Source organism: Chryseobacterium sp. OSA05B (assembly GCF_019970065.1).
In the GTDB taxonomy this organism is placed as follows: domain Bacteria; phylum Bacteroidota; class Bacteroidia; order Flavobacteriales; family Weeksellaceae; genus Chryseobacterium.
Genome location: NZ_JAHXYH010000011.1, coordinates 1 through 12,321 on the forward strand (window position 1 = coordinate 1; position 12,321 = coordinate 12,321).

General features: G+C 29.3%; 9 protein-coding genes and 3 pseudogenes. 7 read left to right on the forward strand and 5 right to left on the reverse strand.

Annotated features, from left to right (window positions below; genetic code table 11):
• Both LC419_RS23005 and LC419_RS23010 read right to left on the reverse strand, forming a co-directional pair.
• Nucleotides 1–252: pseudogene (locus tag LC419_RS23005) on the reverse strand (peptidase M61); the annotation flags it as partial.
• Between the two features lie 139 nt (nucleotides 253–391).
• A pseudogene (locus LC419_RS23010) lies at nucleotides 392–538 on the reverse strand (T9SS type A sorting domain-containing protein); the annotation flags it as partial.
• 1,000 nt (nucleotides 539–1,538) lie between these two features.
• Here LC419_RS23010 and LC419_RS23015 point away from each other — a divergent pair.
• The 3 genes from LC419_RS23015 (at nucleotide 1,539) to LC419_RS23025 (ending at nucleotide 4,067) form a co-directional block, all read left to right on the forward strand.
• On the forward strand, nucleotides 1,539–1,907 hold the full coding sequence (locus LC419_RS23015; RefSeq protein WP_223609557.1) for a hypothetical protein: 369 nt from the start codon (nucleotides 1,539–1,541) through the stop codon (nucleotides 1,905–1,907).
• A gap of 854 nt (nucleotides 1,908–2,761) precedes the next feature.
• The gene (locus tag LC419_RS23020) at nucleotides 2,762–2,995 is read left to right on the forward strand and encodes a hypothetical protein (protein WP_223609558.1); all 234 of its coding nucleotides are present in this window, start codon (nucleotides 2,762–2,764) and stop codon (nucleotides 2,993–2,995) included.
• A gap of 808 nt (nucleotides 2,996–3,803) precedes the next feature.
• Entirely contained in the window at nucleotides 3,804–4,067 is a 264-nt protein-coding gene (locus LC419_RS23025) for an amidohydrolase family protein (RefSeq protein WP_223609559.1), read from the forward strand.
• Nucleotides 4,068–4,264: 197 nt separating this feature from the next.
• Here the strand turns inward: LC419_RS23025 and LC419_RS23030 are convergent, their stop codons facing one another.
• Nucleotides 4,265–5,389 (reverse strand): DUF3667 domain-containing protein, encoded by a 1,125-nt coding sequence (locus tag LC419_RS23030; protein ID WP_223609560.1) that lies wholly within the window; start codon nucleotides 5,387–5,389, stop codon nucleotides 4,265–4,267.
• 162 nt (nucleotides 5,390–5,551) lie between these two features.
• The gene (locus LC419_RS23035) at nucleotides 5,552–5,818 is read right to left on the reverse strand and encodes a transposase (RefSeq protein ID WP_368734509.1); all 267 of its coding nucleotides are present in this window, start codon (nucleotides 5,816–5,818) and stop codon (nucleotides 5,552–5,554) included.
• A 482-nt stretch (nucleotides 5,819–6,300) separates the two neighbouring features.
• Between LC419_RS23035 and LC419_RS23040 the strand changes: the two are divergent.
• A pseudogene (locus LC419_RS23040) lies at nucleotides 6,301–7,381 on the forward strand (helix-turn-helix domain-containing protein).
• A gap of 62 nt (nucleotides 7,382–7,443) precedes the next feature.
• Here the strand turns inward: LC419_RS23040 and LC419_RS23045 are convergent.
• Nucleotides 7,444–8,712, reverse strand: coding sequence for a LuxR C-terminal-related transcriptional regulator (locus LC419_RS23045; protein ID WP_223609562.1), 1,269 nt, complete (start codon nucleotides 8,710–8,712; stop codon nucleotides 7,444–7,446).
• A gap of 586 nt (nucleotides 8,713–9,298) precedes the next feature.
• Between LC419_RS23045 and LC419_RS23050 the strand changes: the two genes are divergently transcribed.
• From LC419_RS23050 to LC419_RS23060, 3 genes are all read left to right on the forward strand, one after another.
• Nucleotides 9,299–9,787 (forward strand): hypothetical protein, encoded by a 489-nt coding sequence (locus LC419_RS23050; RefSeq protein ID WP_223609563.1) that lies wholly within the window; start codon nucleotides 9,299–9,301, stop codon nucleotides 9,785–9,787.
• Between the two features lie 106 nt (nucleotides 9,788–9,893).
• Nucleotides 9,894–10,016 (forward strand): transposase, encoded by a 123-nt coding sequence (locus tag LC419_RS24260; protein ID WP_223609570.1) that lies wholly within the window; start codon nucleotides 9,894–9,896, stop codon nucleotides 10,014–10,016.
• Between the two features lie 1,850 nt (nucleotides 10,017–11,866).
• Complete coding sequence (locus tag LC419_RS23060; RefSeq protein ID WP_223609564.1) at nucleotides 11,867–12,310, forward strand: transposase; 444 nt, start codon at nucleotides 11,867–11,869, stop codon at nucleotides 12,308–12,310.
• Nucleotides 12,311–12,321 lie beyond the last annotated feature (11 nt).

Sequence of the window (12,321 nt, forward strand, 5' to 3'; positions counted from 1 at the left end):
GGTAAGTTCTCTTCCTTTATTATCGTAAAACTTGATGCCTTCCACAAATCTTCCGTAGTCATCTACAGAATAGGTACCCGGAACGGTTTTCGGAAAATGAAACTTGAGGTCTCCGGATTTCATTTTCAGAAATTCCATGGTAACGGCTACCTTGTCGTCTTTTACATTCACAAGATCAATCGTCGTTTTTATGGATTGGGCATTGGCCAGAAATGTGGCGAATAGCCCAAGGCTGATTGCTGTTTTTCTCATTAGGTTTAAATTTTATAGTTAAATAGTCGGGTTTTCAACTAACTTGTTACGCATGGTAGTGTTAATTTTTTCATAAATTTATAAAGGTTAGAAATTATGCTAGAGATTAAAGAATTTATTTAATGATTATTTTCTGACTTTAAGATTTTAACTCATCAAATTTTACATGAATATAAAAAATTCCCGCATGTAATCCTGAAATATCAATGCTGTTGTCATTGTTGATTTTTGCGTTTTCCAATACTATTCTCCCTTTGGCATTGATAATTTCCACGGAGACTTTTTTGTTATTAGTCCGTCGATAAAAATTTTATTTGGCGGGGGTGGGATAAATTTTCCTCTATGGAAAGTGTGATCGTCCTTATTTTATATATTTTTCCATTGTCGGTTAGGAACAAAATCCTTTTGTCTTCGCTTCTAAGATCGTCCTTACTCCTTTTCCAATACACAATACAATAAAAATGAAATAATATCTTTTTCATATTCTTCAACAATTTTTAATGCTTATACGTACTTTTTTATTCCAAATGCAATTAAAGATCTCAATATGCTTGTATTTTAATCATTGGGATCAAAAAAATAAGTATATCCGTCAACTGTTATTTGGGAACTAAAACCTTGAATGGAATAAGAAAAAGTTGAATAGATTTTTTTTTATCATATAATCCATATTTAAACAATCGTTCTAAGTGTATGTGTTTTGTGAAATATTTTTTACAAAAAAATGCATCTGAGGAATTATAAATCAAATATTAATTAATAGTTGTTGGTAAAAACAGTTAATTTTAAAACAACTTACTAGTATTTTAATTATAATACATTGTTAATCATATTGGTAAAATTTATAAGTGTTAAATAAGAATTCATTAAAAAAACTAAATTGTTAACTATTTTGCAATAATTTATTTATTTGGAATTTTATGGTTTTTTGTTCGATTTCAAGTATAATAAATTCACTTTAAACCTTATTATGGCATATGTTTTTCTATTTTTAGATGGACTTGATCTTTGTATCTTATTTTCAATATATTCGACAAGCTTACCTGAAATTAAAATGACTATACTGCTATACATGTTTTGCTTCTTATTCTTATCAATTTCGCACGTTCTGAAGTTAACGGGAACGACTATTTTCACTAATTAACAAAGGAGCTGAAACCTATTGTTGAAAACTCTGCTAAAATCTCTCAAATTCAGCAGAGAGAGTTAGAAAAATATAATAAAAGCAAAAATGACTAATACCTGATGGGTTCTAAATATGTAGAATGTTTTTATATAGGAATAATATGAATATACAAACTCCTCTTGTTTATGAACTACTCAAACTAAATAACAACAGATATGAGTATATTTCCATAACATCCTATTATAATATATCAATGCAGTTTAAAAAGACGTCTCCTGAACTGGCAATGCATTTCATAGATGGGGATATTTCCTATAACAAAAACTTAATGGAATTGTATTATAGTGGGGATCTTTATCATATGAAAGGCAGGCTTTATTATAATAGTAAATCTTATACATCTGCACTGTATCATTTTAATAAAGCTTCAAAAAGCTTCAGACCGGATGATAAACTTTATACTGATTCAATGCACAATAATTTTGGTTTAACTTATTCTAGAGTTAATCATATAGAAAAAGCTGTTTAGGAAACTAAAAAAGGGATACAAATTTTGGAAAGTGAAAGCAACCCGACAAGAGAGGAGACTGACTTTCTAATGTTTGTGAAAGGCAGACTGGGTTGTTATCAGTTGAAAGATTATAAGTCTGCTGAAAAACTGCCTACCGCGGAGTTAGAGTATTGCAGGGATAAAAAAGAACGCCTTTTCTAACTGATTATCGCTTCTGAAAGACTTTTTGAACTGTATACTAGTACTGGACAAAAAGTTAAACACAAACAAATTGTCGATCACCTCTTATATAATGAAGGCATACCTATCATAAGATTATCGTCAATGAAATTATTCAAAAATATTATTCTGCTGACAATGATATTCGGCGTTTGAAATAGGTGACAAAAAAACTGGTTGTGCTGAATCATGCATTTGATAATGAAAATAGGGAAAGTGTCCAAAAAAAACTCGTATCCTTTAAATAAAAATGTAATTAAGAGTATTAATGAGTGTTAAAATTACGAAATTAAGATTCATCATAAAAAGCAGTTTTTGACCCCTGTTGATGTGTTGTCTAATCATAATTATTATAGCGCTTATTGCATTAAACATCTGGACTTCAAAAAAAAAATGAAAGAAAAGATGCTAAAAAAACAAAGAGGGATTTTGGAAATAAAAAAAGAATACTTGAAAAAGATATCCTTTTCAAAATGAAAAGATAAAAAATATGCATCAGAATCTTAATTTAAAAATAGAAACTGAAAAAGCTTTTTTGCAGAATATAAAAAATAAAGAAATCGGGGGATGTCGATTATGAACAAATTTTCCAAAATTTACATTTAAAATTCAGTAAACTTATAGAGATTGATAAAAAAATGATGCTTTCGTGAATGAAAGCAAATGAGAGTAAGAGATTTTTAAAAAAGCTTGAAGCCCTCTATCCAATTTTAACGAAAAAAGAGTTGAAATTATCTATCTATTTTAGAATGAATCTATCTTCAAAAGAAATATTGGCCCTTGAAGGTACAACAACCACTACAGTACGAGTGTACAAAACAAGAACTAAAAATAAAGTAGGATTAAGCAGGCAGGATGACTTAGCTACTTTTCTTAACAGTATATAGCTTGTATATCTACTTCGTCTTTAAAAAAAAGAAATTGCTGAAAATATTTTCAAAGTAGTTAAAAAAATCGGAGTATTAATTGATTGAATAGTATCGTTTTTAATTAGAGGGCTCGTTGAGTATTATTTTTTTTTTGTGTTTTCGTCTTATTTGTAATCCATCTTGTAAAACATATCTATTAAATTCTGAATGGATAATAAAGTAAAGTATATTTTAAAAGGAGGAATTATCTGCAGCCAGGATAGTAAAGTTGGGAACTTTGAAAAAGTTGATATCCTTATTGAAGAAAAATTAATCCTAATATAGAAAAAAGCGAAGGTATTCATGTTATTGATGCTAGCGACATATTGTAATACCTTGTTTTATAAATATCCACCATCATCAATACGAAACTGCAATGAGAGGCTACTTAGTCGAGGCTTTATTGGTAAATGATAAAAACCGAATAATTCTTTTATGTACATGGATGTTTTAATTAAGAAGCTTACTCTTGTATTTCGTCCTGAAGATATATATATTTCTGTGCTTCTTTCATCATTAAATCAGATTTATTCTGGTGTTACAACGGTCTGTACCTTTCTTTGAAAATATAATAAAGGAAAATCTTTTAAGTAAAGATAATATCTTAATTTATTGTACATGAATAAGTAATAAAATGTTGGAAGGAATTGTAAAGGCAGGATCAACAATCTCGCTTGCAGTACCTATTTAATTAATTATGATACATTGTACACCACCAATTTTACAAGCTTTAAAATATGGGATTAACCCTCCTTAAGCAGCGATGTAGAAGTTACAATTTACACAAATGAGATCAGCTTATGCTTTCCAAAGAGGCTTAATAAATGAACAAATCTTATCGGAAATAGAGCCTCAGCAAAACTTAATCACCAGTAATTATGTAGTTCACTATGCAACAATGGAAGGGGCAAGAGCAACACATCTTGATCATAAAATAGGAATTCTCACTCCAGGTAAAGAAGCTGATATGATATTATTACCAACTAAAGACTTAAATGTAATGCCTCTAAATAATGTAAGTGGAACGGTAGTGACTTTGATGGAGCGATAGAATGTTGATACTATTATTGTGGAGGCAGATTTGAAATATAGTTTTTTTAAATTTATAGGATTAGAATTGATAAAGTGAATTCTGTAAGCAAGCTGTTTTTTAATAAATTAGAAATGTATCTAGGCAATTCCTCTAGAGTGAATTTGTGGCTTATAAATTACATCTCTACTGAGATGTTGATATTTCTTGTGAAACTACTAGACCATCAAAAAACTTAAATACATCAATATGAGAAACATAATGGAAAGCCCCATACCATTAATTATAAATAATAATATTCCCTTTAAAAAACTGTTCCTTTTTGTGACTTCATATACTCTATGGTGGGCTTTAAAGAAATAGGCCAACATAAAAAATATAACAAAGGAATAAACCAATATCGAAAAAATAGTGAAAAATCCATTACTAGGTAATGTTTTTAAAATTTTTTGTATGCAGATTAAGATTAATATTCCTAATAATAAAAAAGAGAAGTAGTGCAATGTGAAAATACCATGGTCAAAAAACCACCATTTTTTTTTATCATGAAAGATCCATAAGAGAAACGCGAATATAGGTAGATAGAAAAATAATGCTTTTGGGAGTGTATGAATAAAGCTATACATAAATTTTTTATCGATCTCTTTTCGAGTAATACCATTGTCCTGCATATGAAATGCCTTTATTGCAAATGGACGAACATAGGTATAAGTAAAGTCACTACTTTTCTTACTGATAGAATCATACTCTATCATACTTGTGGCACCAAGTATTTTTAATGGGGTGTTTTCATTCGAATGATTACTAGTAATCTCATTAAGTTTGGAAGTTTCATTTTTTTCTAAAGACTTTTTGTCTTTATTATCAGGCATCAATTGCTTTCTTATACTATCTAAGGATCCTGTAGACTTTTCATCTTTTTGATTAATTTCTTTTTCATTTAAATTTCCCACAGGAGGAGATTGATCTTTATATTCCCCAAATTCTATACTATTTTCCGGAATCATAATCTTTATATTACTCTCAGAGTTTGAAAAAAGCCCGGGAAGGAAGAAGGTAATAAAACTTATAAAAATGTAAAGTTTTACCGGAACTACAAAAATTTGTCGCTTACCTGCAATGTATTCTTTGGTTAATTGTCCGGGACGGAAAAGGAGATATTTGATGGTTTGCCAGAATTGGCTGTCATAATGTGTAAAATCTTCAAGGAAATGCGTGAAAAGGTAATAAAAAGGTTGTCGTAGCATGATGTTCTCCTGCCCGCATTGAGGACAGAATCTTTCTTCTACTGTATGTCCGCAATTAAGACAAATTTTTTGTTCTCTGATTTTTCCGTGACTCATAGTGTTTGTGGATTTTTAGCAAATATAATTATTTAACCTGAGTTCGGATTAAGCGAAGTTTAAGAATAATTGACCATCATTTGCTTTTTTCAAATTTAATCATGGTTTTTTGGAAAGAAACAATACGCAGTAGGCTTTCCAAAATATTTATCATAAAGTTGTTTACACCTCTCTATGACGAGTGTACTCCACTTGACAATGATTTTTTAGTTCATCATTTATAGTTTCTATAATCGCTCTTTTGTGAAATAAAATTTTGTCTTCCATCTTTATAATCTGGTTCTTCATATTCTTGCGAAGTTTGGTGAAAATTTGGATTCCATCAGCAAAAAGCATCTCCCACAAAACTTTTGATAGATGTCCTTTGTAGGCGAAAAGTTGTTCTGTCATTTTTTTGATGTGTTGTGGATTTCTGTCGTCCAAATTAATCTCCGAGTGCTTGAAGCTTCATTTGTTTAATTTGCGAGTCAAATTCTTTACAAAAATCGTCAACTTGTACAAAAATATTTGTAATTTGGTCTTTCAAAATCATAAGCAATAGTTTGGTTAAATATTTGAATTACAGAAACTTAAATATTCAATTATTGCTTTTTAGTGCAAATTTTTATTCTGTTTCTTATCTCGAACTCAGGTCATTTAAGAAAATAATTTGTCAATCTGCTTTTCGATAAATACCTTTGTATATAGATTTATTGTTGTTATCTTTTTTTCATTATTTGTGTTAAAAATCAGTATTATATTTGAATTTAAATACCTGAAAGTGAGCTATTTATTAAGTTCGACTATTATGTGTATTGATTGCAGAACATCTTTTAAATAATCATTCGATAGTGGTATTTTAGATTGAATTAGTCAATACTTAATCTGACAGTTATCAAGAAATTGAATAACTTTAAAACAGATTAAGTATTATGACAATACAACAAAAAATCATCAAAAACAAGTTAGGAGTACTTGAATTAGCACGACATTTAGGATGTCTCCAAAGCTTGTAAAGTCATGGGCTATTCTCGGGACAGTTTTTATCGATTCAAAGCACAGTATGATCAAGGAGGTGAATTAGCATTACAAGGAATATCTAGGAGATAGCCTATACTAAAGAATAGTGTAGATGAGTCTATTGAAAAAGCTGTTGTAGATATGGCTATTGAAAATCCAGCCTTAGGACAGCTCAGAGTAAGCAATGAGCTTAGAAAGAGAGGTCTTATTGTATCACCAGTCAGGATTAGAAGTATCTGGCTCAGACATGATCTCCATACATTTAACCATCGTTTAAAAGCTCTGGAAGCGAAATCCCAAGAAGGTCTTGTTGTTACAGAAAGTCAGCTTATTACTTTGGAAAAAGCCAAATAAGCAAAGAAGGCACATGGAGAAATTTAAACTCACCATTCGGGTTATTTAGGAGCACAGGATACTTATTATGTTGGAAATATAAAAGAGGTTGGACATATTTATCAACAAACTTTTATGGATACTTATTCCAAAGTTGCTTTTGCCAAGTTGTATTATCGTAAGAACGACCTGACCATTGCAGCTGATGTGCTGCAATGATCAGGTCGTTCTTTTTTTGAACAGCAGGAGCTTCGTTTACTTAGAATTTTAACCGACAGGGACTGAATATTGTGAAATAAGAGAACAGCATGAATATCAGCTTTACTTAGCTATTGTAGAAATTGATCACACAAAAACAAAAGCTAAAAGCCCCTAGACCAACGATATCTGTGAAAGTTTCCAAAGACAATACAGGAAGAGTTTTATGGCATAGCTTTCAGAAAGAAAATTTACAGAAGCATTGAAGAGCTACAACTGGATCTGAACAATTGGCTATTATATTACAATAATGATAGAACGCATACAGGAAAACATTATTATGGTAAAACACCAATGCAGACATTTTTAGACAGTAAACCTATGGCAAAGGAGAAATTATTGAAAACTCCTGCAGAAGAACAAAAAATCCTTACTTTTGGGAGTAAGGATAATATTGAATAATAGACAAATATTTTATAACTAAACTGTCAGGTCAAGTCGTGGCTATTACAGATAATACAACATCATATTTTCGCTAATACATCATCTAAACTCTCACCTTTTGCTAATCCCAATTTTGTTTTAATTTTACTTCTATATACTCTGATAGTTCCTGAAGATGTGTTTTCTATAGATGCTATTTCTTTTATAGTGAGATGCATTCTAAAATAGGTACATAACCTAACCTCCCTTTTTGTCAATAGGGGATAATTGGACGAAATATTCTTTAAGAATAATTCACTTTCATTGTAGCTTTCATTTATAATATGATAATTCCTCTGGTCAATTTGTTCGAGTTCTTTAACTTTTAATAATAAATCTTTAAATATTTGATCTGAATCAGCAGATGTAGAACTTTTTATTTTCTTTAAATTTTCTAAGAAAAAAACTTGTGCTTCTATTTTTAAATTAAGATTGTTTTGGAGATTCTTAATCTTATCATTTTTATATTGTAATTCATTTTCTAACATTTTTTTCTTTTCTTCACTTACAAATTTTTCTTTAACTGCAATTTCTTTTTCTTTTGTAGTTTGTAGATAAATTAAAACAGTAACTAAAAGAAATGCTACTATTAATAATCCAAATATTGCTAAAAGAGTTTTAAGCTTTTTTTTTATAATAAGTATTTCATATGTAGAATATCTATTTGTGTGATAATTCAATTTAGAAAGTTCTTTGACTTTATTTTTAAAGTCAATATTTTCTAAATGAATTAGATTAATAAGCTTTTTAACTGATTCTTTTATACATTTTATATTTTTTGTATATATATATGTTAGCATTAGGGGCCTAGTGAAAACTCTATCTTTGGTATTTTCTGGTTTTGCTTGAGATAATATTAAATATTCTATCATTATCTCCACATTCTTTTTTTTCTCCGAATCAATAGAAATTTCCAGTAATCTTCTTAAACAATCTAAACTAGATAAATCTAGTTTGAGGATTTCCCAGAAATAGAGTGTTCTTGTTATAAGATGTTCAAATATTTTGTAATCCTTCCTTTTACTTAAATTTGATTCTAAGCTATTTTTTAAGAAAATTATCATCTTTTTTTCACTTTTGCTGAAGTTTGACTTCTGTTCCAATATCAAATTATGATTGGGAGCGTATAGGATACAGTATTTTTTTTTTCCAATGACTGCTGTTTGTTGTGATTTAACACTCTGCTGTAAATGATGATTAATTTTATACTTATTAACCTTTATATTAGAATTTTCGTTGTCAATAATAATTTGTGAATAGAACAAATTAATAGATAAAACAAGGAAAAAGAATTTAATCTTTCTTGTCATAGGTACAATCATTTTTTTTTTATAAAATTAAAGGTAATAATTTTAATTCGTTATTAATATATCTTAATTGTGTTTGTTTTGTTATGGATTAAATATTAATATTAGCTATTGTGGATAAAATATTGATTTTTAATTATTTGTGTTTTTGTTGGCTAATTATTATTATTGTTTTTCTTCATTTTGTTAACTATTTTTAATGTTTACTTCTCTTTTTTCTTATAATTTTCTCTATTATCTTGATTTGACGATAAATTTCACTATAGGATTCTTTGCCTATTCTCTAATTTTATACTCTGATAAATAAATTTGGTTTTAATGTAGTCTTCCCCAAAAACATGGATAAATAAAAATTTAGTTTCAAAATTTGGACTACTGTGAAAAACAGTAAATGATATTTGTCGGGAACATGATATCAGTCAGTGAATTTTCTACAAGGATAAGAGTAAATTTGGAGGGCTGGATGTACATCAGCTTTCTAAAATGAAAGCGTTAGAAAGAGAACTTTCTCAGTATAAAAAAATCGTGGCAGAGCTACTTTGGAAAATGTAGTGATGAAGGATGTGATTGCAAAAAAGTATTTAACGCTTTGCGAAAAGCGGGAATTAGTTGCTTGACTCAGGCAGAATCCAATGTGAGTTCTCGTAAGTCAACCGATATATTTGTCATTAAAAAATCAGTTTTTTATTACAAAAAGGAGAAAAATGAAGAAGATGACAAGAGTCAGGAAGAGTTGGATTTGCTTGTAGAACAGTTTCAACATGGGGGATTTTGCACGATGCATCATCGATTACAAAATTTGGGTTTTGGATGGAATCACAAGCAGGTTTATAGGATTTATAAATCGATGGATTTGAGAAATAAACGCAAGAAAAGGCTTCCGAAAAGGGAAAAAGAACCATTGCTTCGTCCTGTTAATCTAAATCTAACCTGTAGTATGAATTTTATACATGATGCTCCGGAATGTGGTAAAAGCATGAGAAGCTCAAATATTATTGATCATTTTAACAGGAGAAATTTTGAATATCACTATTGGTGCGAGTTTCCATCCACAAAAGCAGTTTCTCAATTGGAGTAACAGATTGAATGGTGAGGGAAGCCCGAAAAAATAAGATATAGAGCGGTCGAGAGTTTATTGCGGAGAAATTAAAATACTGGAGCCGAAATAATGGAATTGCTCTTCAATTTATCAACCTGGTAAACCTACACAAAACTCTTTGATCGAGAGATTCAACCGGACATTTCGTAAGGAGTTTTTAGATATTTATTGGTTTGAAAACTTAAAGCAAATAAGAGAAATTATTTAGAAGTTTGGATTTGGATGTATAATAATGAGTGACCTTACATTGCGCTACAATATCTCGCACCGAGAGATTTTTTATTGAAATATGAAAAAATCAAAAATATCACTCCAAGAGATTTGATTCTAACAAAATTTTAGCAACAAGGAATGATTAACAAGAAACTATACTTTTGAGTATACAATAAAAATGGGAAGGCAGGTTCATTATTTTATATGTAATAGTCATAACTTGATCTGACAGTTAGGGATTAAAAAATGATTGTTAGTTATTCAATATTGTTCTTACTTAAAAAAGTAAGGATTTTTTGTTCTTCAACAAGTGCTTTCAATATTTTTTTTGTCATATTTTACTGTCTAAAAATGTCTGCATTGGTGTTTTACCATAATAATGTTTTCCTGCATGAATTCTCTCATTGTTGTAATATGGCAGACAACTGTTTATGTCTTATTGCAGTTTCTCAATGCTTCTGTAAATTTTCTTTCTGAAAGCTATGGCATAAAATTCTTACTGTATGGTTCTGTGAAAACATTCACAGATTCCATTAGTTTTGGGACTTTTGGTTTTAGTTTTCGGGTGATGAATATCTTCACTGGCTAGATAGAGTCGATATTCATGCTGTTCTCTTACTCCACTGATTCTGTTCTTCTGTCAGTTAAAATTCTAAGTAAACGAAGTTCCTGTTGTTTAAAAAAAGGAACCTGATCACTGAGCATATCAGCAGCAATAAGGTTATTTTTACGATCATATGGCTTTGTAAAAACAACTTATATATATAAGTTGTTTGATAAATATGACCTAAAAACTTTTTTTGTTACTCACATAATAAGTGTCTTGTACACCTAAATATCTAGAATAATACGTCTAAATCTCTCCTTAGCTCTTTCTAGTATTGAGAGTTTGAGATTCAGTAAGGCTATACATATTCCTTACAAACCTCTTAATCTTAGTTCAAACGTATGCGGGTCATATCTTACCAGATACTTCTAACTCAGCCCGAGAATACCTCAGGAATAGGCATCACCTTACATGCTTTAGATACATTTCCCAAATGTTGCACTAGTTCAAGTACACCTAACTTGTTTTTGATGATTTAATCTGTTTTAAAGCTATTCTTTTTAATTATTATCAGATTAGGTGTTGACTAATTCAAATACAAATAGATTTTTATATAAAGTTCTGTTATTCAGGATGTATATCTATTTTTTTACGTCTTGGTTGTCTTCATTTATTTCCGTATTTCTTAATGTTAATAATTTTTTTTAACGTTTTATATTTCTAAGCTAACTTTTTTTAACCAATCAGAAGATATACATGATTCTATTATTGATTAATATTGCGTCAATATTCATTCCATCAAGGCCTAGTTAAAAATTATATTGATTTTAACCAATTGATGAGATAGGGTTTATAATGTATCATAAAACTAGGCCGCTTTTTAACCGAACATAAGAAACAAATATATACTATTTTGTAACAAGCAATTTTTAGTAAGTTAAATTTAAGTTTCTCTGTTAACAGTTTTGAAGTTAAGATGTTGAAGTACTAGAAATTTATAGTGGATTAATAGCTCATTATAGATAATAGCTCAGAAATTTAGTAGTAAAATATTAAAAAATATAAAATGATTAAAATTTTTATTATGCTTTTAGTGCTGCTTGCATTTGGCATTTTGTATTCCCAGCAGTTTTCCGTTCAGACGCTTCTTTATACTGGAGCCTCTGATTATCAGTATAATGGTCAGTTAGGCTATTTGAAGATTTCTAATTTGTGTTTTTATTTTTTCACTTGATTTTTTAATGTTAAGAAGTAATCAATTTTGTTTACGTCTTGTATTCAGCAGGAACCACTAAATTATGGAACAGATATTTAATTTTAAACATATTCATATAGGAAAACTAATCCAGACAAGGGTTTTAGAGTCCGGAATTGATATTCACAGAATTTGTAATTTTATGAGTTGTACAGTAGATGAAATACAAAGAATGTATACAGAGGATGAATTACCTTCCGGTGTAATTTTGAAGTGGTGTAAACTATTAAAGTACGACTTTTTCAGAATTTACTCACAGCATATAATTCTATATTCCCCTCCAGGAAAGATGAGCGATAAAGTGACTAATGAAAGTACTGAAGTATATAATCTTCCTTTGTTTAAGAAAAATATTTATACAACAGAAATTATTGATTTTGTTTTAGAACAAATAAAATTAGGCAGAAAAACTAAGGAACAAGTTATAGATGAATATAAAATTCCTAAAACTACTTTATATAAGTGGATTAGTAAATATTCTAAATAACAAAATGAACT